Here is a 23,513-nt window from a genome sequence, read left to right on the forward strand (position 1 = left end):
AGTGCTCTCCTAAAACTTCCATGTGTAGTCAAGCGCCACGCGAAGTTCTTGGGCAGGCTTGAAAGCTGATGTTGGTGCAAAATTATTATCATAGATCGCGTATCGGGCACGTGCATTCACGCCCCCGATATACCTCATATGCTTCGGAACGCTATATTGCAGGTCAAAAGCCCACTCATCTTCTTTTAAATTATTTCCGCCGTAAGCGGGTAATTCAATGTTATCCCCTTTGCTATAACGCGCTGCAAACTTTAACCCTTCTACAAAATCTTTTAGATCCACATCATATCTAAAGCTTTTGACTCTTTCTTTTGGGTTAAGAAAGTCAGTGCTTACGCCATCTAGGAAGAATAAAACTTCACCACCGGTTAAATATGGAAAAGCGGTATCTCCATAACTATTTAAAATTCCGAATGAAAATTTATGAATATCATGTTTAAGGCTAAAATTTGTTGCAATTAACGTATTATCAACAGCGCCTGCACGTTCTTTCCCATCTTCATCACTACGATAAAACTTTAAATCACTTAGCACTGCTAAATGTTTATTCAGGTCATGTTCAGTTTTTGCCATAATGACAGTTTGTTGATAGAGATCTTCAACCTTCGCCGTATAGGCACCAACTAAGTTTTTTTTATCTAAGTTATGTTCAATCCCTGCGTAGAAAACATGGTCTGTCGCTGCCCCAATAAACTTCCCATTCGCACCTGTAATTCTGATGTCTTCATAGTCAGTGGAATCACGATGGTTCACCTTATTTAACCATCCCACTGTGATCAGGCTTTGCTTTAGATCTTTACTCTTCAGCTCGGCACCTCTATATACCTGAGGTAATAACCGAGCTTTAGATGCAAATAAAACAGGAGTAAATGGCATCAAAGTACCGACTTTGAGTTCTGTTTCGCTGTATTTTGCTTTAGCTGTAATACCGATTTCACCATATGCATCGGCAGCCTCTCGCGTACTTTTATCGACTGGAAGAAGTTGCGCACCTGTTTGCAGATCATCTGCATATAGTTTTAATCCTGCCATCGCTTGAACATCTACACCCAAACTAATTAGGCCTGGGGTATAACCTGACTCAACATTCAGTATGAAACCTTGAGCCCATTCTTTTAATGCAGATACATTCGATTGTTCGGTGAAGTTACGATCATAGTAATAGTTTCTAGTCGATAAACTGACTTGCGTATCTTCGATAAAATCCTGTGCAAAAGCACACTGAGAAGATAGCAGTAGGTAAAATAATATTCTTTTTCTCATAATCCTTCCTGAATTATATTCACTCAGCTTCCAACGATCTTGTTGAAAGCTCCTTTGTAAAGTCCATTTTATTTGTATGCAAAACAAGGTTTGCTTTTAAATTTAGCTATAAAAAAAGGTTCTTTTCAATCAAGAACCTTTCCACTTATAAATCTAAGACTAAGATTTTAGATTTTGAACGTGAGCAACATGGTGTAAAAACTTTATTGGAGTCACGCTCCTCATCCGTTAACAACATATCTCTATGATCAGGCTCTCCTTCAAGTACATTGGTTAAGCATGTGCCACAAATCCCTTGTTCACACGAAACAGGAATTGAAAATCCATTTTTTTCAAGAGCTTCAGTTACGGATTCATCAGCAGCAATCTCAATTAATTGTCCAGTCGATGCTATTTTTATTGAAAAATCAGAATTACAACTCTCTACACTATTTGCCGAAAAATGCTCCTTATGTAAATGATCATTTAACCAATGATATTTTTCTGCTGTCTTAAAAATAAAATCCATAAATCCATTTGGACCACATACATAAAGATGCTCATTTAAAGCAGGCTTGCCTAAAACGTCATCAACATTAATCTGCTGATTACGATCACCATCAATATGAAAATGGATTTCCTCAGAGAACTTTTTCTTTAGAATGTCTCTAAAAGCAATAGAAGATTCATCCTTCACAAAATAGTATAATTTAAAAGGAATACCTCTTCTTTTTAAATTAAAAGCCATTGATAATATTGGAGTAATCCCAATACCGCCTGCAAATAAAATGGCTTGATTAGTATTTTGGTGAATTGGAAATAAATTTCTCGGTTCACTGATGTGAACTCGATCCCCTATTTTTAGTTGATCATGAATAAAGGAAGAGCCACCACGTGAATGGAGATCATTCAATACTCCAATAACATAATGATTACGTTCTGAGTCACAGTTTGAGAGCGAGTATTGACGGGTTAACCCATTCTCCAAAATTAAGTCGATATGTGAACCTGCTGTGAACATAGGCAGTTCACAACCATCTTCAGCAACCAACTCATAACTTCGAATACTTGGCGTTAAATCAGATATTGATTTAATTTGAACATACATATTGAAATTCCATCTTACTTTTTGACAGCAACACAATCATTAGATTTCGACGATGTCTAAATCCCTTTATTCAGAATGTGCCCTTTGATCTTCATTTTTATTTGAACCGTGTACGGCAAAAACAGTCGCGCCCTCCATCTTTTGACCCACTGCCTGTTCATAAGCAAGTCGAACTTCATCTGGCTGACCTGCTTGACCAAAGAAATCTTTGAGATATGGACCCAATAATGGGTGTTCGGACAGTTCTTTGCGCGCTAAACCTTGAATCAGTTCATCACGGCATGCTGAAGGTAAAACAATATCTTTATTCAATGCTTTATCAAAAATCAGAGCCTTAGGTACAAAATCTGGATTATTTTTTAACTGATCTAGCTCTTCAAAGAAACGACGACGCATCATGACAATACCACGATCACTTTGACCTAGATTTTCACGGCTTCTATCCGTGATAGCCCCTTGTCCTACCCATACGACAAAGTCTTGATTGGCCACATGAGATGTAATCCACCGACCTGTTTGCGTATCCCTTATTGGACCATACCAAGAAGGTATTTTATCCTGTTGATAGGGTTCTTGTTCTGATGGCACACGGCTAAACACCCAAAGTACACTTAACGTATTTTCTTCATCAATGGGCACTCTCCACTCAAAGTGGTGACCTAAATAAAATCCATTCGGCCATAAAGTTACGCGTCCTTGTGTCCACATTGGATTATTTTCATCTTCATGATCACGTAAACGATGATAAGTGAAACCATAATCAAACTCTTTGAATTCAAGTTTTAAATGTGTTGGCACATAAGGCCCTTTTTCACCTGTTTGACGGATTGCCCAGTTGTTATGTGTCCATTCAAAATGGATTGGATCGATAGAGTTTTCTTGACACTGGAACCAGTTACAAGGAAGTTCGGCAAAAACCGCTTGGGCAAAGCCATTTTTATAATTAAATAAATCCCAATCTGGCAACTCAGGAACAGGTTCAGGCCCCATATAAATCCACAACATACCGACTTTCACTTGCACACGATATGCTTTGATTTTGGTTTTTTTACACATTCGTGCTGACGGATCGCACACTTGTTCGAAGGGTTGTTCGATACATTGACCTGTTTCATCAAATCGCCAACCATGATAGCTACAACGAATACCTTCTTGTTCAACAAATCCATACAGCATATCGGCGCTACGATGCGGACAATGACGATCTACAGCACCATACTTCCCACTAAGGTCCTTGTACAAAACAAGATCCTCTCCCATAACACGTATTTCCTTGATGGATTTCTCATCAAATTCGCTTTCACCAGCGATCGGATGCCAGTAGCGACGTAAATATTGACCCATTTCAGTATCAGGGCCTACTTTTGTCAATCTTGCATTTTTCTCTTCTGTGAGCATTATCTGCCTCCCTGCTTGTTTTACCTGCAAAACATTATTTATTATATCAATCAATTTAATTTACAGCCGAAAAAAACCTTTGTCAAAATTATTTGAAAAGGTTTGGTGATTTTTAAGTAACAATGTGAAAGTAAAACTCTCTGTTGCAAAACACTATCTGAAAAGTTATTCAGCATCCCAACTGCGAAATGAATAAGCCTGCACTTACAATCTAGCGAAATTGTATTTCAATTGGGTTGATCCAACGAATGAATAACATGCTCAATCAAAAGGTTAATGAAGTGAAATCAAACTGGTTTCGATACAGCAATTCAAAGTCTTATTACCCCTGCCGTTTGAATTTAACCATTTCAAATACCAGCCATATTGATATCCCGGTATTGTAGAAGGCAAAATTTTATTGTTAATACAATTCACTCTCATAAAAGTCGTAATGAATTAGATCTACTTCTTGACTCTATTGCCTAGAAGTTTTAGATAAAGGTGAATCAGAACGTAATAAACATCAGTCTAAATGTCATTGCTGATGAAAGTGGTATATATAGATATAGGCTAAAACTTGATAATTAACCCAAATCCTGCTTAAAGAAATGAGATTATTCATCTTGAGACTTATCCATCATTTTGAGCATAAAAAAGTCTATTCTTTGGTCTGATAACACTAAAAACTAATCATAAAATTACATTGAGCTTATGATTTTAAAGAAAAATCCTTATCCGCGATTCGGGTTAATTAAGTTCTTTAAAGATTTTCAAGAAGGATGTGATTAATTCGTAAGGATTGGAAATCTATTTGATTTAATTCAATGTGATGAATCTTTGGTTCTATCTAAAAAATGTACAGCCAAAATAGCAAGATCAGTTGAAAGAAATGAACTATTAAAAAACATTCAAAGGTGTATGAATAATCTTTTAAAAAATTGATCCAGATATCATGTCCAAAGTATGTCGAAACCCTAAACACATTCCATCAAATTATGAGGAAATAAACTTCATTCAAGTGACTTTTCAAGCCTAGTGAATGAGATTCATACGCGCATAGTAGTCCTCAACAAATTTATCGATTTAGCTTGGGCTCATACCCAAGTTCTCAATTAAATTTTTAAGCACTTGGGGTAATTAAAACATTTCAATATTTGAGTAATTAAGTTTAGTAAAATAGCCATGCCTTTTTATTATCAGGCTTAACACGGAAGTAAAAGCCATCACCATCTAGCTCTCTGTATTCTTTTAATTCTGTCTCAAGCATTGCTTAAACGGTATCTGTTAGAGGTTTAATTTCTTATATAGCCAAATTCACTCCTTACACTACAATGTTGTAAATAATATTTCATTGATAAATATAAAAATATTTATTCTTGAAATGTAGTGTAAAACTCACATCTGGCTATATCTGATCTTTTCGTTCTTCTTGTATTCCTTTGACTTCTGGAAAATGCAAGGGATACACGGCATGTATCCCTATAGTTAGTGATGTTGGCTTATGTTCAGGCATAAAAAAAGGCTTAAAACCTTACAGTTTAAGCCTTTCCACTTTATATTCCGTCATGTTGAGTCATATAAAGTTAGTGTTTTGGTGGAGATGGCGGGAGTCGAACCCGCGTCCGCAAGCACTACACTCGAGAATACTACATGCTTAGATATCGTCAATTATTTTAACCCGTTGCGACCCGACGAACAGGGTGCTAAGGCGATCCTCTAAATTTAGTACAAAGCCCCGAGGCGTGACTTTAATACGGACTTGTGTGCGTGCGCTTCAGTCGGACTCTCTAACCACAAGTATTCGGAGAGGCGGACAAGCTGCCCTTAGGCAGCTAGAGCGTATGATTCGTCGTTTGCGACTAAAAAATGCAAATTTGATTTACGAGAGAAAATGCGCTCTCGGCATGCATCTATGAGCTTCATCACCAGCGTCGAAGCCAGGAACATCCCCAAAGTACAGCGTAATCATAGCATACTTGTAGAAAAATACGATGTAATTTTCAAACAATTACACATCTTCATGCGCTTAATTTCATAATTGCGCTAATATTTTGTTTTTCAAGTCTAAGATTTAAAAATATATGAGTTACTTACTTGCACTTGATCAGGGAACGACGTCCAGTCGTGCGATCATTTTTGACGAATACGGAAATGTTCACGCAACAGCTCAACGTGAAATCCACATTAAGACTCCGCAATCAGGCTGGGTTGAACAAGATGCTCAAGAAATATGGACCACTCAAATTGCAGTCGTTCAGCAGGCAATTGCTTCTGCTCGTCTACTCGCTAAAGACATTAAAGCGATTGGACTCACCAATCAGCGTGAAACTACTGTGGTTTGGGACAAGCGTACAGGTCAGCCACTCGCCCCTGCAATCGTCTGGCAAGATCGACGTGCAAGCTCATGGTGCCAACAACTCATTCAAAATCAACATGAACAGTGCATTCAAAACATTACAGGTTTACGCATCGACCCCTATTTTAGTGCTGGAAAATTGGTCTGGTTATTCGAACATGTAGATGGCTTACGTAACCTTGCAGAACAAGGTCATGTCGCTTTTGGAACGATTGACAGTTGGTTAATGTGGAACTTAACTCAAGGTTCCAAACATGTGATTGAGATGAGTAATGCTTCGCGCACCATGCTCATGGATTTAAAGACGCAAACGTGGAGTCAAGAATTAATCGATTTATTTAACATTCCAAGTGGTGTATTACCTCAAATCGTCAGTTCCGACCACTATATTGCTAACACTGCCAAAGGTTTATTGGGTGCAGAAATTCCAATTATGGGCGTTCTAGGCGATCAACAATCGGCATTATTTGGTCAATCTTGCTTTGAAGTTGGTACTGCTAAAAATACCTATGGCACAGGTTGTTTTATGCTATTCAATACAGGCAATCAGATTCAAACCAGTCAAAATCAACTGCTGTCTACACTCGCTTGGAACTGTCAAAACCAAAATACCTATGCACTGGAAGGGAGTGTATTTATGGCAGGTGCAATTGTGCAGTGGTTACGTGACGGTTTAGGAATTATCAAAAATAGCCAAGACATTGAGCGTTTAGCCTGTCAGGTCGAAAGCGTTGAAGGTGTCGTTCTCGTTCCTGCATTTACAGGACTAGGTGCACCGCATTGGGACAGTGATGCGCGTGCCTTGCTTTGTGGCATGTCGCGTGGAACGAATAAAGCACATATTGCACGGGCAGCATTAGAAGCAATTGCATTTCAAGTTTCTGATGTACTTACAGCGATGCAGTCGGATATTGGACAGCCACTGAAAGAACTGCGTGTCGATGGTGGTGCGAGTAGCAATGATATGCTGATGCAATTCCAAGCAGACATTTTAAATGTCCCTGTGCTACGTCCTAAAATGCTTGAGTCCACCGCTTGGGGTGCAGCAGCCATGGCAGGTTTAAAAGCAGGTGTATTCTCACAGCTTTCAGATATCTCTGAATCTTGGCAACTCGATCGTGCGTTTGAACCGAATATGAGTGAAGACCAACGTCAAACTCATTTAAAGCTTTGGCAAAATGCCTTAAATCGAGCGAAGTCTTGATAGCGTTTGAATGACATCAAAAAGCCCTCACTTTTAGCATCATGTAAATTGAGGGCTTTTATTCTTTTATCCTTTAATAAGGACTTACAAATTAGTAAGCATAAGACGCGATACCTGTTGCGATTGGCTTACCTTCATCATTGACCATATTCATGCGCATAGTACAGCCCTTACGCCCCATACGAAGAACTTCAGCCGTGGCAATAAAGTGTTTTCCACGACCCGGTGCGAGATAATCGACACGCATATCAACGGTGGCCAAACGAGAGACTTTCTTTAACGTTTCCGCCATCTGATCAGGTTCAGCACGATTATAAAGCTCTGCCATCGCCACGATACCGCCAATACTATCCAGTAAAGTTGCAGATACGCCACCATGCAAAATTTGGAATGAAATATTCCCGATCAGATTCGGTTTCATTTCGATATAGCCTTGGATTTGACCATCGACTATACGCATTTGCATTTCATTGTATGAAAAATAAGGCGAAGTATTAAATACCTGAACCAATTGGTTTAAAACCACATTCAAGTCAACCTTTGCACCGTAATGCAAATTGCCCGTCCACTTTTTTTCTACATCATTCATAACAAACTCAAATCAACATAATGAGAAAAAACCATTCAGGAATTCTCCCCAAAACCGCATTAAGGGGGCTACAATAACCGCAAGTTAAATACCGAACATCGAGAATGTGATGACTTATACGTTTAATCGCCCAGCTTTTCCTGCTACACGTATGCGCCGTATTCGAAAAAATGAAAAACTCCGTGAGATGGTGAGAGAAACGCATCTATCTACAGAGCATCTGATTTATCCGGTATTTGTGCTACCAGGTCAAAATAAAACCCAAGACATCCCTAGTATGCCAAAAATCCAACGCCTTTCCGCGGATTTGTTGTTAAACAAAGCAGAAAAACTTTTGGAATTGGGTGTGTCTAAATTGGCACTTTTCCCTGTAACCCCTCAAGAAGACAAAAGTTTATCTGCTGAAGCCGCTTGGCGTGATGACGGACTCGTTCAAACCACAGTTCGTTTACTTAAAAAAGAATTGCCTGAAATGGTGCTGATTACTGATGGCGCACTTGATCCATATACCACACATGGTCAAGATGGCATCATTGATGAAACAGGTTATGTGCTCAATGATGAAACGGTTGAATGCTTAATTAAACAGGGGTTAAGTCATGCAGAAGCAGGTGCAGATGTGTTTGCACCAAGTGACATGATGGATGGTCGTATCGCTGCGATTCGTCAAGCTTTTGAAACCAATGGTCATATCTATACCAACATCATGGCGTATTCTGCGAAATATGCATCGAGTTTCTATGGCCCATTCCGCGACGCTGTCGGTTCTTCAAGTAACTTGAAAGGTGGTAACAAATATAATTACCAAATGGACGTGGGTAACCGAGCTGAAGCGCTACATGAAATTGCTCTCGATATTCAAGAAGGCGCGGATATGGTCATCGTAAAACCAGGTATGCCTTACCTCGATATCGTGCGTGAAGTGAAAGATACTTTTGGTATTCCAACCTTTGTTTATCAAGTCAGTGGTGAATATGCCATGTTGGCAGCGGCAATCCAAAATGGTTGGTTATCTGAAAGCGTGATTTTAGAATCGCTCATGAGCTGTCGCCGTGCAGGTGCAGATGGGATTTGGACTTATTTCGCTGAAGATGCTGCGAAAATGTTAAAAGGTATGAAGTAATTTTTGAAAATCTAAACTTTCAAAGTTCTTCATTTTTAAAGCTTTTCATTTTCAAAGATTTTAGCTTTCAAAGCTGTTTACCTTCAATGTCCCTCTAAAAAGGCTGATCCATGATCGGTCTTTTTGATGTGATCAAAATAAGTATAGAAAATAAAATGTTATGACAATCGATGATCTTTGTCGTGTTTCTCATTTTAGGTTTAATTTTAGTTTTTTGATTTTAGTTTCTTGATTTTAGTTTCTAAAATGCACTCCACTCCCTTGCAATCTAAGCGCTGTGTTTTAATATCTCACACTGTTATGGACTAGATTGAGTTTAAGATGCATATTGCCATCATTGGCTGTGGGATTAGCGGTCTATTATCTGCACTTGAATTAGTAGAGCAAGGGTGCTCGATCAGCTTATTTGATCAACAACAGGCGGGTAAAGCCGCATCTTGGGCAGGTGGTGGAATCCTGTCTCCAATGTATCCATGGCGTTATCCTCAAGCAGTGAACGATCTCGCCCAACATGGTAAAAAACTTTACCAACAATGGAATGAGAAACTCCGTCCAATCACAGGGATCGACTTTGAAATTTACGACACAGGTTTGCTGATCTTTGATGAAGACGATTTTGAAATTGGTCAGCACTATGCAGATCGCCACCATGAACCGATGCAACGTTGCCAACTCCTCAATCGTGAAAAACTAGAACAAACCAATCCGCATATTGCTCAACAATTTCAGCATGCGATGTATTTCCCTGAAATTTCCCATGTACGTAATCCGCGCTTACTCAAGTCCATCATCACCTATTTAAAACAACATCCCAAAGTCAACGTGTATGAAAATACATGGATTGACCACTTTGACATTAAAAACAATAAAATCAATTCGATTAAAACCACTCAAGGTCAACACTTCACGGCAGATCAATATGTTATTGCCACAGGCTCTTGGTCAGAGCATTGGTCAAATCAACTCGGATTGAAAATTCCCGTATACCCCGTTCAAGGTCAAATGCTTTTATTTAAAACCCCTGAACAATGGCTACCGACCATGTGTATGAATAAAGTCATGTATTTAATTCCGCGACAAGATGGACACATCGTCTGTGGCTCAAGCATGGATGATATTGGTTTTGATCATCGTCCGAATATCGACACGCAACGTAAAATTTATGAAGCGAGTGTGGAAATGGTGCCTGAACTGGAACAATTTCCGATTGTAAAATCATGGGCAGGATTACGTCCAAGCTCACCGACAGGCATCCCTTATATCGGACCACTTCCTGAGCTTGAAAATGCTTGGGCGAACTTTGGACATTTTAGAAATGGCTTATGTATGGGACCTGCCTCAGCACAGCTTTTACGCCAATTGATCTTAAATCAAGACACTTTAGTCAATGCAGATGTCTATAGCCCGAGCCGTTTACAGCAGACTGAAACCATTTAAATGGTTTCAGTTTTAGGTATGCACTTTAAATAGTGATTTTACCAATTAACCAAACTTTTTCATTGCCATACGTTGTGCTTGTTTTCCGTAAAACCAATAAGTGATGAGGTACAACGGAATGGCTAAAATCATGATCATAATAACCGTAAGACTTAAGAATTTCCCATTGGTCATATAAAGCGTAAAGTTTTGCCATACTTCAGGGTCATTACGAGAAAACATAAGTATTCCAAACAACACCCCTGCGATGTTATAACCCCAAAATATAAACGTATAGGCTAATGTAAACTTTTTTCGCTCTTGGTCAGTAGGCGCACGACGTTGTTGTTTGATAAATAGATTCAGTACAAAGATCATGGCGATCATGTACGGTAAGGCAGTCACAATCCCTGCCACTTGTGGTGGTAAGAGTGCAGCCACCACGCCTGCGATCAATGTCAGCCCTAAACAAAGTAAGAAGAACCATAAGTAATATTTGTTCAAAGAGACCATTTTTGTTCATCCAACACTGAATAAAACAGCAGTATAAAAAAAAATGAGTTTTTTTTCAGTTTATTGTCAACGAATCTGTGTATCCCGACGTTATATAAAGTAGAAGGTCAGTAGTAACCATGAACTATTTGCCACGGCATCCGCAAATGTTCTTGGTGACCTCTAAACCAATGAAACTTATAAATCATGCTTCAAGCATTTAAGTTTAGTTGTAGCAGCCTAAATTTTCATGATTGACGTATATTAGCCGACGATTTTCTATCACTCGAATCGTCGGCTTTATTTTTTTAACTATTTTATGACAATAAGAATATAAATATGCAAGGCACACCTATACCCAACTTACTCAACGTCAAAAACAATAATTTAATCTGGTCTTTTTTTAACGAATTTATAGAGCTCGGAAAGCGTTTACCAAATCCTAATTTAACTGAGGTCGTTTCCATTGAGGGATGTTTAAATTGCAAATTGTCTGCAGATGTCGTTGCTGAAGCTAAATATCCAGATATTGCCCTTTCTCGTACTCGGGGATATATGATGAATATCCAACATGATATTAGAACGATTGAAGAGTTAAGACGTATAAAACAATTATTTAGACTGCCTCAATATGGGCAAATTTTATTTAAAGGAGATACCTCTCAAGACTTCAGAGCTTATGTTGATGCTCATATCAAAATAGGCAACATTGCCAATACTCTTATTGGAGGAAAGGACTTAGAGGGTTGGACTTTTGAAGATTATGAAAAATATGAGCTAAAAGAATTAAAACCTCTCACGATTGGCTTAGGAATGATTGAAAAAGGTGCCGATTATAAAACAGGTCAAGTGATCTTAGAAAAAGGAACCATTATCACAGCGCCTCAAAAAGCCTTACTGAGGCAAGCCAAAGTTACGCAAGTCGAAATTTATAAAAGAATTAAAATCGCCGTGGTCTGTGTCGCCTATGATCTAGAAGAGTTAAATAGTGATCTGGAGTTTGGATATATACAAGATTGTATGAAAATTTGGGGCTATGAATTTGATATCATTAAAATAAAGCCTGGGAGATACGAAATGCCTCAGATTGTATTATCTGAGGAAGATCGTCAACTCAGCACCGACATGAAGACTTTTATTGATCGTTTAAAAGAGATAACCAGCACATACGATTACAGCATTGCATGCGGCATCAATCTTAAAGATGGAACTTTCAGTGAAGTAGGATTGGGGAAACAGGGATTACTTCATGGTGGTGAAATCATCCCTCAAATACAAAGAGCAGTAAAATCTAAACTTATGCTCGGAGACTTAAAACGTCCAATAACTCGAGAAAATATTAAACACTATAATGAGCAAGGTCAACATACTGCAACCATCGCCAAAAAATACGAAGACCGTGGAATTCTTCACTACGTTAGTGGTGGGCTGTTAGACATTATCGTGAATATGCACCTTTTTGTTCGCCCCATCTTGTTACATCGTATTCATAACAAGCCCTACCAACCAAAGTGGGAAGTGGGTGTACTAGGACATGATTATGAACATAAAGGAGAGAACCCCACCCCCTTTTTATGGGCATCTGTCTCCGATATCTTCTATGACGTTAAACCTGGATACCATAGAGAAGAAACTGTTCCAGAACTAAAAATCATTGAGTTAGATGAAAGTCGTCAAGATAAAATTAACTTTATGAAAGATTGTAATTGCTTCATTGCAATAACACTTAGGTCTGAAGAAGATAAAATCTTAAAAAAAGGGGACTTATTTTATTATTTAAAGATATAGGATTTTAAAGAATTAAAAATAATTGCTTAATGCCTTAATGCCTTAATGATTTTTCATTATAAGAAAGATTATGATGCCAAAATGATGATGGACTAGAATTCAACTATACATTTTCGCTACTATGCTTCTCAAGGCATGGGACAAATAATATGGCAATTCATTTTCTACATACATCAGATTGGCATTTAGGACAGTTTTTCCATAATCATGATCGTGAATTTGAACATGCTCAATTTCTGAGCTGGCTCTTAGAGCAGATTAAGCTCAAACAACCCAACGCATTATTAATTGCTGGTGATATCTTTGATGTCATCAACCCAGCATCCTCTGCCCAAAAACAGCTTTATCAATTTTTAGCCGATGTACATGAAATCGCCCCACACCTACAAACATTAATGATTGCAGGCAACCATGACTCTGGTTATCGGATTGAGCAAGTCGACCCACTATTAGCCAAATATAACGCCAAAGCAGTTGGTGTGATTCATCGTATAGACCCAAAAACCTTAGATCTTGATCGTTTGATTGTGCCTATTTATGACCAACAACAAAAAGTTGTGGCATGGTGCTTGGCACTGCCTTATTTGCGCAGTAGCGAGATCACTGGAATTAATGAACAGACCACCAATCAACAAAGTGCTATTAGCTATTTACATCAACAACTGATTGCCGAGGCTAAAGCTCGTAAACAGCCTGACCAAGCCTTAATTTTGATGTCACACGCGCATATGCAAGGTGGTGAAACATCAGATTCTGAGCGTCCAATTGTGGTCGGGAATGAAGAAGCTATATCCACTGCCCTTTTTGATGATGTGATTGATTACGTTGCGCTCGGACATTTGCATAAACCACAGAAAGTAGGACAAGAGCATATCCGTTATAGTGGCTCGCCTATTCCTCTGTCTTTTAGCGAGCGCAACTATAAGCATCAAGTGGTCGAAGTCAAAATTGATCCTGAGCTTAAAGATCATGCATTTAGTTTTGAACCTTTAATTATCCCAAGAACAGTCGATTTAATTCGGATTAGTGCTGATCTATCCGATTTAATTGAGACCTTAAAAGCATTACCTGATGGCGAAATTGAAGATTTAGCTGCTCGGCATTTTATCGAGATTGAATATAAAACCGATGCACCGCCTCCTGTAGATTTACGCCAACAAATTGAACTAGCCCTACCACCTAATCGCTATCGTTTGCTGAGAATTGCACGTTTATATCAAAAAATTGATGATCAAGATCAGGCACACAGCTCTAAAATTGATTTAGCACCGCCAACACCTGAGTCTTTATTTTTAAGGATGTGGGAAAAGAAAGGTTATAGCGAAGATCCTGCAGTCAAACAAGATTTCTTACAGCTGTTGCACGAAGCACAAGACGCCCTTGACCAAGATTAATCAGGATAAACCATGAGAATTATACGTTTAAGCTTAAATAACTTGGCATCTTTGGCAGGCACGCATGAGATCAATTTTGAAGATACGCCTTTAGCGCAAGCAGGCCTCATTGCGATTACAGGCAAAACAGGGGCAGGTAAATCTACGCTTTTAGATGCGATGTGTTTGGCACTCTATGATGGGATTCCACGTTTACCTGATAGTGATAATCCTCGTTCTCGCCGAGATAACACGATTGTAGATGCGAGTGGTCAAGCGATTGCGATCAACGATCCTAAAAATATTTTACGCCGTGGCACGACCTCAGGCTTTGCTGAACTTGAATTTGTCGCACTCGACCAAAAACGTTATATTGCACGTTGGGAAATCCAGCGTGCACGTAAAAAAGTGGACGGGAACATTAAAGTCGATCGTTCGGTATTTTGTGTTGATGAATCACGTTTAATGACACAAAAGACTTCAGAGTGCACACCATTTATTGAGCGGATTACAGGTCTTACCTTTAAACAATTTACCCGTGCGGTTTTACTTGCACAGTCAGAAGTCGGTGCATTTTTAAAAGCCAAAGATCAAGAACGTGCGGATTTACTGGAATATCTCACCAACTCACAAATTTTTAGTGAAGTCAGTAAACGTGCCGCTGAAAAGTACAGTGAAGTCAGCCGTAAAAGAACTGAACTTGAAAAATATGTAGGAAAGTTGGAACTTCTCTCGGATGAGCAAATCGAAAAATTACAATCAGAGTTTCAAGCGTCTAATCTTCTTCTAGAAAACTTAAGCAAAACCGAAAAGCTGCTCGAAAATGACTTGAAGTGGCATAAAGATCGTCATGAATTGTATGCCAACATGCAGGCAAAAAAAGAAGTCTATGATGTACAGATAGATGCCGACCAAAAGTTACAATCTCAAAAACAATTATTGGTGTATTTAGATCAATTTCAGCCAATTCGAGATGCTTTTAATCAGCAACGAAATATACAAATTCAGTTGAATACACTTCAAGAAAGTTTAAAAACCTTTCAACCTCAGTTAGATCAAGCACAACAGAATTTTAATGCACAGCAACAACTATTTGAACAATCTCAAAAACAACTGACCGAATGGCAAAATCATCGTGAACAACTCAAGCCACAGCTTGAACAGGCGCGCCAAATTGATCATGAGATCCATACGCAAGCTGAATTATTTAAGAAAACTGAAGCCGATAAAAATCATCTACTCAAAGTGGATATTGCCCCGTTACAGCAACAGATCACGTTGCAACAACAGCAGTTTAATCAACAGCAACACGCTTTACTCGAAATTGAGCAACATCTTAGCCAAACTGCGGATTGGACAGTATTTGATGATGTGTTGCCATCGACCTTACAGAGTCTAGAACAGTACCAAAATTTATATGTCCATCTACAACAACATTATCCAATGGCTTTGCAATCTTCAGAGGCAGATCTCATTCTGCAACAACAAGAGATTCAGTCTCAAATTGAAACTTGGCAGGCGACATTTAAAGATTTAAATACATTAGAACAAGACTTGAATCAGAAACAAAAACAGCAAGAAAAGTATGCGCAAGATTTACATCATTTAGATAACTTGAAACAGCACTGCCAGCGTTGGCAACACGATGTTATTTTATTGAAGAACATCCAACACGATGATCTCAAAAATCAGCAAAAAAATCAGCAACTAAATGCTCAACTTGACCATCAACAAACGGCGTTACAACAAGCAGAGTTACATCTAAAAAACGTGAAGGACATTTTTGAGCAACAACGTTTATTGCAAAACCAAAGTGTGCAAGATTTGCGTGTGCAGTTACAACCTGATGCGCCATGTATGGTCTGCGGTAGCCAAACTCACCCCTTTGTCGAACATCAAGCCTTACTTCAAGATGCTTTAGCCAATCTACAGCATCAACAACTTGAAGATGCAGAACAACAAGTCAAATTAGCACAGCAACAGTTAAATGATTTAAAGATTCAAATCTCCCAGTTGGACAGCACGCTTGCACAGCAACAGCAGCGTATTGATGAATTGAATCAGCAAACCACAGCGCAATATCAACAGATCAGTGACATGATCCAAACCCATGCTTTATCCATTGTAATCGACCGCCCTAGCGATGAGCTCAATCAAACGATTCAGCAAAATATCGATGCGATTATCCAACAGCAACAACAGCTGAAATTACAGCGTGAACAGCAGGAGACTATTTTACTTGCATGGCGTAATCATTTAGGACAGTTGGAACAACTTAAAATTGCACTGCAACAAAGACAACAACTGTCGCAAATTATCACGCCGATGATGTCTCCATTGCCACAGCATCTACAGCAAAAATGGCGAGATCAACCCTTGGCACAATGTCAAACTGCACTTGCAGAGCTACAGGTACGCCAACAAGGTTTGAATCAGCGCTTAGGTTTGCAAAATCAATTGAAGGATCTGCAGCAAAATCTCAAAGCTTTTGAAGAACGTCTGCAATTCTTACAACAACGCGAACAACAACTCGATACATCCATGCAAGAGGTACTGAAAAAAGGCAAACAATTGCGTGAACAACTGAATCAACTTACCGAAACCTACGCAGGTCAGCAATATCGGAAATTTGCAGATTGGCAACAGGCTTTAGAGACGCAAGATCATGCCTTACAACAACAGCTCCATGCACAGCGTCACAATGTTGAGCAAACGCAGCAACGTATGCAAGATTTGCGTCTTGAACAGCAACGTTTACACAGCCAAGTACAGCAACATGAAGAAGCCTTAAAACATGCCACAGATGCCATTTTTGTTTGGAAGCAACAGCATACTGAGTTTAGCGATGTATGCATTGAACAATGTATGGCGCTTTCACACCAACAAGTCCAAAGCATGCGTGCCGATTTAGAACGACATCATCATGCATTGAGCAGTGCCAAAAGTGCTTGGGAAACACTCGAAGAACATTATAAAAAGCACTTAAGCCAACAGCCAGCGCTTGATTTTGAAATGATTCAGCAAAAGTTAAGTGAACTCGCCGAGCAAAAATCGATACAACAAAATGCATCAAATACAATCGATGCAGAATTGCGTATGAATGACCATCAAAAGTTAACGCTTACAAAGTATCAATCTGAAATTGAGGTGGCGAAAGCAGAAGAATATCGTTGGGGCAGGATTTACGAATTAATTGGTCATCGTGATGGTGTGAAGTTCCAAAAAATTGCGCAAGAGCATCACTTAGATATTTTGGTGGAATATGCCAATCAACAATTACAACCGCTTGCTCCACGCTATCAGTTGCATCGTATTCCAGACAGTCTAAGTTTGGCGATTGTAGATTTAGACATGAACAGCGAAATACGCCCTGTGTTGTCTCTTTCAGGGGGTGAAACTTTTTTGGTTTCCCTTGCTTTAGCATTAGCCATTGCCAACATGGCTTCAGGCTCGATGAAGCTTGAATCCTTATTTATTGATGAAGGCTTTGGCACGCTCGATCCGAGTTCATTACATATGGTGATGAATGCCTTAGACAGCTTACAAAGCCAAGGGCGTAAAGTGGTGCTGATCTCCCACATCCAAGAAATGCATGAACGTATTCCTGTACAAATCCAAGTTAAACCCGTGGGGACTGGTGCAAGTACCATTCAAATCGTAGGTTGAGCGAATAAATAATATAGGATTAACCCGAATCCTGCTTAAGGAAATGAGATCATTCATCTTGAGACTTATCCATCATTTTGAGCATAAAAAAGTCTATGCTTTGGTCTGATAACACTAAAAACTAATCATAAAATTACATTTAGCTTATGATTTTAAAGAAAAATCCTTATCCGCTATTCGGGTTAGGATTAAGCCAACTTTGCTTATCTGCATGGTTGGCTTAATTTGGTTGAAAAGCTTTAGATTTCAATCCAATTGACGTAAAGTCAAAATTTGTTCGCTTCGACCAAAGGGTCCTTGTTCATCATGCAATATCGAGCTGGTTAAGCCAATTCCATCATTGCCATATTGTTGAACGGTCTCTAAACCAAGCCATTTCCCTTGTGGCATTCGATACAGATGAATCTGCAAATCTAAATTCGGAAATGCAAACTGAAATGGCCAACCTTGACGCGAAACAATTCCATTCGCGGTGTCTACCATGCCCATTAATTTGACAAAATCAGCAGTGGGCTGACCTTCAACCATATCATGCGAATTGGTCAACCATACAATGCCTTTCCCTGCCCTGCGTCCGTGAGTGCGGGCTTCAATTGATTGGATATAACCACCTGGCCAATTTCGAATTTCAGTCCAAACAGGTGCATGTTCAGGTGTCTCAACATTTTGATCTTCAATTCCCATCACTGCCTGAGAATCGCTAAGTATCATCCGCCATGTTCTCGCGATAATACAAGGCTTACCCTGCGTACTCATCACAGACTCTAATAATTCAATCGTTTTACCCGGACGAATGACTTTGGTTTCAATACTAAATTCGCCACCGTGAATTAAACCCAATATATCTAGACTGACCCGACCAATACGCATGCCTGCGCGAGGATGGTAACGATATATTTCCTCACAAATAATCCCTGTAGCAGGTGCCATATGTTGTTCATGAGGATTCCATGCCCCTTGAGCCAACGCTGTTGATCGATAATGTGCAATGACGGATCCGTGTTGTTCTTCTTGACGTTGAATGAGTTGATAATATCCATTCATCTTGTTCTAATCCTTGAATAATAAGTGAAAAATACACTGTTTATGTTTTAATCAAATTATGCAAAAACATCAACCCTAAACTTGATACTTTTCTCATCATTGATAGCTTTAAGCCTTTAATTCCTTTCTATGTTTACCTATCCCAAATAAAAAGACTTCCGAAGAAGTCTTTTTTGTTTTTTTATATCAATTAATTTTTATCCGCTGGAAATGCATTCGGTGCTGGTGCATATTCACTGGTCGCATCAACAACAACAGGTTCAGGGTTACTTAATTCAAAAACCACTGTACCAATAATGCCTGTATTATCAATTGATCCATTTGAAGAATTTGCAGCATAAGATTCATCAGGCTTTCCAAAGGTAAATGAAGCAACCGCTTGATCACTTTTTCGGAAACCTTCAATTGACAAAGTATCATGCGCATTCAACACATAACCCGAACTATAAATTGATGCTTCTTGACCATTCAGAACATCTAGACCATCTACGCTTGCCACGATTTCATAGGTATTTGACGTGTTATTTTCATAACGTAATTGATAGCTTTGACCTGCTTTTGCTTTGACATAGTAATTCTTACCATCACGGATCAGCGGTAGAGCCTTTCCTTCATCATCAACAATAGAAAAACTTACTTTACCTGCGGCGATCGACAGGCTATTGACCGCCTTACCTTTAAAATCTTTACTGGCATAACGTACAGTCGCTTGAGCAATCGGTTCATCCGACATACGGTGTAAATCAACTTTGGTAACATGAGAGCTAACATCATCTCCCCATTTTGTTCCTAATTTTTCATTAGATGCAATATCGGCATTTGAGGGTGCAGCATCGGCTACGACTGCCGAATCTGAAGCAGCTTCCTCTGTTTTTTTAGCACAAGCAGTTAGAAATAACCCTATGAGCAGGCAGATAAAAAGATTGAGAAAATGTTTTAAATTCATGATTCACCTTTAATTTTATAAATTATTTAAACACAAATACATTTTTATGTAGTTTTCATAAACAGTATATGACATTTGCTTTTATACTGGTTGACATGACTTTGTTATTTTTTTGTACAATTTTAAATCTTAAAAAAACCCTGAGTTTTTCAGGGTTAAACTTTATGCTCACAAATTAATTAGGCATCTTAGTTAAGTTATAGATTGATATTTATTGAGCATAATCTCGAGCACCAAATAAGGCAGTTCCTACACGAACCATAGTAGAACCCGCAGCAATGGCTTCTGTCATATCTCCTGACATTCCCATACTTAAAGTGTCCCAATCGTCAGGATGTGCGTGAAGAAATTTAACCTGTTCAAATAATTTTTGTGCATCTGCAAACGCAACAGTATTGTTTGGTGCAGGAATCACCATGAGTCCACGAAGTTTAAGATGAGGCAATTGACTAATTGCAGCAACTAAATCGGCTACTTCTTCAGGCTGACAACCATCTTTTGTATCTTGAGCATCAATATTGACCTGCAAACAAATGTTGAGCGGTGCTTGATCAGCTAATCTTTGATTCGATAAGCGCTCTGCAATGATCAATCGATCCACACCATGCACCCATGCAAATTTTTCAGCTAGATGTTTGGTTTTATTGCGTTGTACATGCCCAATGAAATGCCATTCGATATTGAGGTCATTTAAAGCTTCCATTTTATCTAAAGCTTCTTGCAGATAATTTTCACCAAATGCACGTTGACCTGCATTGAAAATTTCACGTAAAGCTTCACTTGGATGTGTCTTTGAGACAGCCAAAAGTTGTACAGTATTTTCTGCACGACTGGATTGCTGACAAGCCTGTTGAATCTGTTGTAACACCAGTGATCTGGCTTGTTGAAGACTATTCATTGACACATATCTCACTTAATTCATCTTTTTTTACTTTCCTATTCGGTCAACTGTTGGTTAAGCTAGAGGAAAGCATTATTATTCTAACAAAATAATTAAGATTTATTTGCACTCGGGGTTTTTATGGATATTACAGAACTACTTGCTTTCTCTGTTAAAAATGGCGCGTCTGACTTACATTTATCTGCGGGCATGCCGCCAATGATTCGTGTAGATGGTGAAGTTCGTCGTATCAACCTACCAGCATTAGAGCATAAAGATGTCCACCGTTTGGTGTATGACATTATGAATGATAAACAACGCCGTGATTTTGAAGAAAAGTTGGAAACTGACTTTTCATTTGAAGTTCCTGCCGTGGCTCGTTTCCGTGTCAACGCATTTAACCAAAACCGTGGCGCAGGTGCTGTCTTTCGTACCATTCCATCGAAAGTATTGTCGATGGATGATCTGGGAATGGGACAAATTTTTAAAGATATTTGTGAATATCCACGTGGCATCGTATTGGTAACAGGCCCAACGGGTTCTGGTAAATCAACCACCCTTGCAGCAATGATGGATTATATTAACGAAAACCGTTATGACCACATTTTGACTGTGGAAGATCCGATCGAATTTGTACACCAATCTAAAAAGTGCTTGATTAACCAACGTGAAGTACATCGTGATACTCATGGCTTTAATGAAGCTTTGCGTTCAGCACTGCGTGAAGATCCAGACATTATCTTGGTCGGTGAGATGCGTGACCTTGAGACGATTCGTTTGGCGCTTACCGCTGCTGAAACAGGTCACTTGGTCTTTGGTACTCTACATACCACGTCTGCTGCGAAAACCATTGACCGTGTCATTGACGTCTTCCCTGCTGAAGAAAAAGATATGGTTCGTGCGATGTTATCTGAATCACTTCAAGCGGTGATTTCTCAGACGCTGCTCAAGAAAAATGGCGGTGGTCGTGTCGCTGCTCATGAAATCATGATTGGTATTCCTGCGATTCGTAACTTGATTCGTGAAAACAAAGTTGCGCAAATGTATTCCGCGATTCAGACGGGTGCAAACTATGGCATGACCACCCTTGATCAAAGCTTAAAAACTTTGGTTGCCAAAGGCGTGATTAGTCCACAAATTGCACGTACTGCTGCCAAACAGCCAGAATCGTTCCTATAAAAGCATAAAAATACATGGAATGAACATATGGATTTTAACGATTTATTAGATTTGATGATTACCCATAAGGCATCCGATTTATTCGTGACTGCCGATGTTGAACCCTCAATGAAAATCAATGGTGAAATCATTCCTGTGGTCAAAACCAAGCTCAACGGTGAAATTATCGGTCAATTGATTTATTCGATCATGACCGATAAACAGCGTAAAGAATTTGCCGATACCCGTGAATGTAATTTTGCAATTTCCAATAAAGATAAAACAGCACGATTTCGTGTCAGTGCATTTCAACAGCGTGATTTACCGGGTATGGTATTACGTCGTATTGAAACACAAATTCCAACCCCTGAAGAACTGAAACTCCCGCCTATTTTAAAAGATCTTGCCATGACCAAACGTGGCATCATTTTATTGGTGGGAGCAACAGGTACAGGTAAATCGACCTCGCTGGCCTCTTTGATTGGTCATCGAAATCGCAACTCTAAAGGTCATATCATCACCATTGAAGACCCGATTGAGTTTGTCCATCAACATGAAGGTTGCATCATTACTCAACGTGAAGTTGGTATTGATACTGAAAGCTATGAAATCGCGCTTAAAAATACGCTACGTCAAGCACCAGATGTGATTCTGATTGGTGAGATTCGATCTCGCGAAACCATGAACTATGCGATTGCTTTTGCTGAAACAGGTCATTTGGTTTTTGCAACACTCCATGCCAACAATGCTAACCAAGCGATTGATCGAATTATTCATTTCTTTGAAGCAGATCGACATAGTCAACTGTTTATGGACTTATCACTTAATCTCAAAGCGGTCGTTGCTCAACAGTTAGTGCCGACCATTGATGGGCAATCACGTCGTGCAGCCATTGAAATCTTAATTAATTCGCCTTTAATTTCTGATTTAATCCGAAAAGGTGAGGTCAATGAAATCAAAGATTTGATGAAGCGATCTCGTGAGTTGGGCATGCAAACCTTTGACCAAGCTTTATTTGATTTATATAAAGAACGTCAAATCAGCTATAAAGATGCACTGAAATATGCAGACTCTGAAAATGATTTACGTCTGCAAATTAAACTCTCGGAAGATGGTGCTGATCAATTATTGGGTTCTGCATCAAAATTGACTTTCGATGGACAATAATCGATAGATCCGTTTGAATAATTTAAAAGTCAGTCACAAAAAAGAGCTCTTAGGAGCTCTTTTTTATTCATAGATCTGATGAATTACTTTTTACGATACACTTCCTGACACTCAGGAGCATCACAGTAACCGTATAAATTGAGTGAATGACCCGTCAAAGTGAAGCCCATTTTTTCAGCCACTTGGTGTTGTTCATGTTCAATAACGTCATTGGTAAACTCAACCACTTTATTGCAGTTGTAGCAAACCAAATGATCATGATGATCATCCTGCATAATCTCAAATACAGAGTGATTATTTTCAAAATGGTGACGCTGAATAATACCTGCTGCCTCAAACTGAGTTAACACGCGGTATACAGTCGCTAAACCGACATCTTCGCCTTGTTCAAGTAAGGTCTTATAAATGTCTTCAGCACTCAAGTGATGCTGTCTAGAGTTTTCCAATAATTCCAAAATCTTGATTCGTGGAAGGGTAACTTTAAGTCCAGCTTTGCGTAAATCTTGATTGGAAATAGGCATATAAAAAGGTCTCTCAACAAATTTTAAGTTGGAATATGCAACAGAGTTTAGATGCAGTAT

At 39.0% G+C, this 23,513-nt stretch carries 17 protein-coding genes and 1 other RNA gene; 8 read left to right on the forward strand and 10 right to left on the reverse strand.

Annotation, left to right across the window (positions count from 1 at the left end; all coding sequences use genetic code 11):
• Positions 1–9: 9 nt before the first annotated feature.
• The 4 genes from AC5YD2_RS11115 to ssrA form a co-directional block, all read right to left on the reverse strand.
• A complete protein-coding gene (locus AC5YD2_RS11115; RefSeq protein ID WP_496126393.1) occupies positions 10–1,263 on the reverse strand; it encodes an OprD family outer membrane porin in 1,254 nt (417 codons plus the stop codon).
• A 145-nt stretch (positions 1,264–1,408) separates the two neighbouring features.
• Positions 1,409–2,350, reverse strand: coding sequence for a PDR/VanB family oxidoreductase (locus AC5YD2_RS11120; protein ID WP_496126394.1), 942 nt, complete (start codon positions 2,348–2,350; stop codon positions 1,409–1,411).
• Positions 2,351–2,416: 66 nt separating this feature from the next.
• A complete protein-coding gene (locus AC5YD2_RS11125) occupies positions 2,417–3,748 on the reverse strand; it encodes a Rieske 2Fe-2S domain-containing protein (protein ID WP_496126395.1) in 1,332 nt (443 codons plus the stop codon).
• Between the two features lie 1,574 nt (positions 3,749–5,322).
• Positions 5,323–5,681: a transfer-messenger RNA gene (gene ssrA, locus AC5YD2_RS11130) on the reverse strand.
• 130 nt (positions 5,682–5,811) lie between these two features.
• Here ssrA and glpK point away from each other — a divergent pair.
• On the forward strand, positions 5,812–7,290 hold the full coding sequence (gene glpK / locus AC5YD2_RS11135) for a glycerol kinase GlpK (RefSeq protein ID WP_496126396.1): 1,479 nt from the start codon (positions 5,812–5,814) through the stop codon (positions 7,288–7,290).
• Positions 7,291–7,381: 91 nt separating this feature from the next.
• On the opposite strand, the gene AC5YD2_RS11140 is transcribed toward glpK, so the two are convergent.
• The gene (locus AC5YD2_RS11140; RefSeq protein ID WP_496126397.1) at positions 7,382–7,879 is read right to left on the reverse strand and encodes a thioesterase family protein; all 498 of its coding nucleotides are present in this window, start codon (positions 7,877–7,879) and stop codon (positions 7,382–7,384) included.
• A gap of 109 nt (positions 7,880–7,988) precedes the next feature.
• Between AC5YD2_RS11140 and hemB the strand changes: the two genes are divergently transcribed.
• Together hemB and thiO are read left to right on the forward strand one after the other, a co-directional pair.
• On the forward strand, positions 7,989–9,002 hold the full coding sequence (hemB, locus tag AC5YD2_RS11145; protein ID WP_496126398.1) for a porphobilinogen synthase: 1,014 nt from the start codon (positions 7,989–7,991) through the stop codon (positions 9,000–9,002).
• 321 nt (positions 9,003–9,323) lie between these two features.
• On the forward strand, positions 9,324–10,439 hold the full coding sequence (thiO, locus tag AC5YD2_RS11150; RefSeq protein ID WP_496126399.1) for a glycine oxidase ThiO: 1,116 nt from the start codon (positions 9,324–9,326) through the stop codon (positions 10,437–10,439).
• A gap of 45 nt (positions 10,440–10,484) precedes the next feature.
• Here thiO and AC5YD2_RS11155 read toward each other — a convergent pair whose 3' ends face one another.
• Entirely contained in the window at positions 10,485–10,931 is a 447-nt protein-coding gene (locus AC5YD2_RS11155; RefSeq protein ID WP_496126400.1) for an ABZJ_00895 family protein, read from the reverse strand.
• Between the two features lie 318 nt (positions 10,932–11,249).
• On the opposite strand from AC5YD2_RS11155, the gene AC5YD2_RS11160 reads away from it, so the two are divergent.
• The 3 genes from AC5YD2_RS11160 (at position 11,250) to AC5YD2_RS11170 (ending at position 17,737) form a co-directional block, all read left to right on the forward strand.
• Positions 11,250–12,698, forward strand: a complete 1,449-nt coding sequence (locus AC5YD2_RS11160) for a hypothetical protein (protein WP_496126401.1) — start codon at positions 11,250–11,252, stop codon at positions 12,696–12,698.
• A gap of 149 nt (positions 12,699–12,847) precedes the next feature.
• A complete protein-coding gene (locus AC5YD2_RS11165; protein WP_496126402.1) occupies positions 12,848–14,092 on the forward strand; it encodes an exonuclease SbcCD subunit D in 1,245 nt (414 codons plus the stop codon).
• A 12-nt stretch (positions 14,093–14,104) separates the two neighbouring features.
• Positions 14,105–17,737 (forward strand): AAA family ATPase, encoded by a 3,633-nt coding sequence (locus AC5YD2_RS11170; RefSeq protein WP_496126403.1) that lies wholly within the window; start codon positions 14,105–14,107, stop codon positions 17,735–17,737.
• Between the two features lie 246 nt (positions 17,738–17,983).
• Here AC5YD2_RS11170 and AC5YD2_RS11175 read toward each other — a convergent pair whose 3' ends face one another.
• From AC5YD2_RS11175 to AC5YD2_RS11185, 3 genes are all read right to left on the reverse strand, one after another.
• The gene (locus AC5YD2_RS11175; RefSeq protein ID WP_496126404.1) at positions 17,984–18,781 is read right to left on the reverse strand and encodes a thioesterase family protein; all 798 of its coding nucleotides are present in this window, start codon (positions 18,779–18,781) and stop codon (positions 17,984–17,986) included.
• A 190-nt stretch (positions 18,782–18,971) separates the two neighbouring features.
• The gene (locus tag AC5YD2_RS11180) at positions 18,972–19,727 is read right to left on the reverse strand and encodes a hypothetical protein (protein ID WP_496126405.1); all 756 of its coding nucleotides are present in this window, start codon (positions 19,725–19,727) and stop codon (positions 18,972–18,974) included.
• A gap of 211 nt (positions 19,728–19,938) precedes the next feature.
• Positions 19,939–20,625 carry a YggS family pyridoxal phosphate-dependent enzyme gene (locus AC5YD2_RS11185; protein WP_496126406.1) on the reverse strand — a complete coding sequence of 229 codons (687 nt, stop codon included), beginning with the start codon at positions 20,623–20,625 and terminating at the stop codon, positions 19,939–19,941.
• Between the two features lie 123 nt (positions 20,626–20,748).
• Between AC5YD2_RS11185 and AC5YD2_RS11190 the strand changes: the two genes are divergently transcribed.
• Together AC5YD2_RS11190 and AC5YD2_RS11195 are read left to right on the forward strand one after the other, a co-directional pair.
• On the forward strand, positions 20,749–21,786 hold the full coding sequence (locus AC5YD2_RS11190; RefSeq protein WP_496126407.1) for a type IV pilus twitching motility protein PilT: 1,038 nt from the start codon (positions 20,749–20,751) through the stop codon (positions 21,784–21,786).
• Positions 21,787–21,813: 27 nt separating this feature from the next.
• Entirely contained in the window at positions 21,814–22,932 is a 1,119-nt protein-coding gene (locus tag AC5YD2_RS11195; RefSeq protein ID WP_496126408.1) for a PilT/PilU family type 4a pilus ATPase, read from the forward strand.
• A gap of 83 nt (positions 22,933–23,015) precedes the next feature.
• Here the strand turns inward: AC5YD2_RS11195 and fur are convergent, their stop codons facing one another.
• Positions 23,016–23,453, reverse strand: a complete 438-nt coding sequence (gene fur / locus AC5YD2_RS11200; RefSeq protein WP_496126409.1) for a ferric iron uptake transcriptional regulator — start codon at positions 23,451–23,453, stop codon at positions 23,016–23,018.
• Positions 23,454–23,513: the final 60 nt, after the last annotated feature.

Source organism: Acinetobacter sp. CY73, assembly GCF_059515865.1.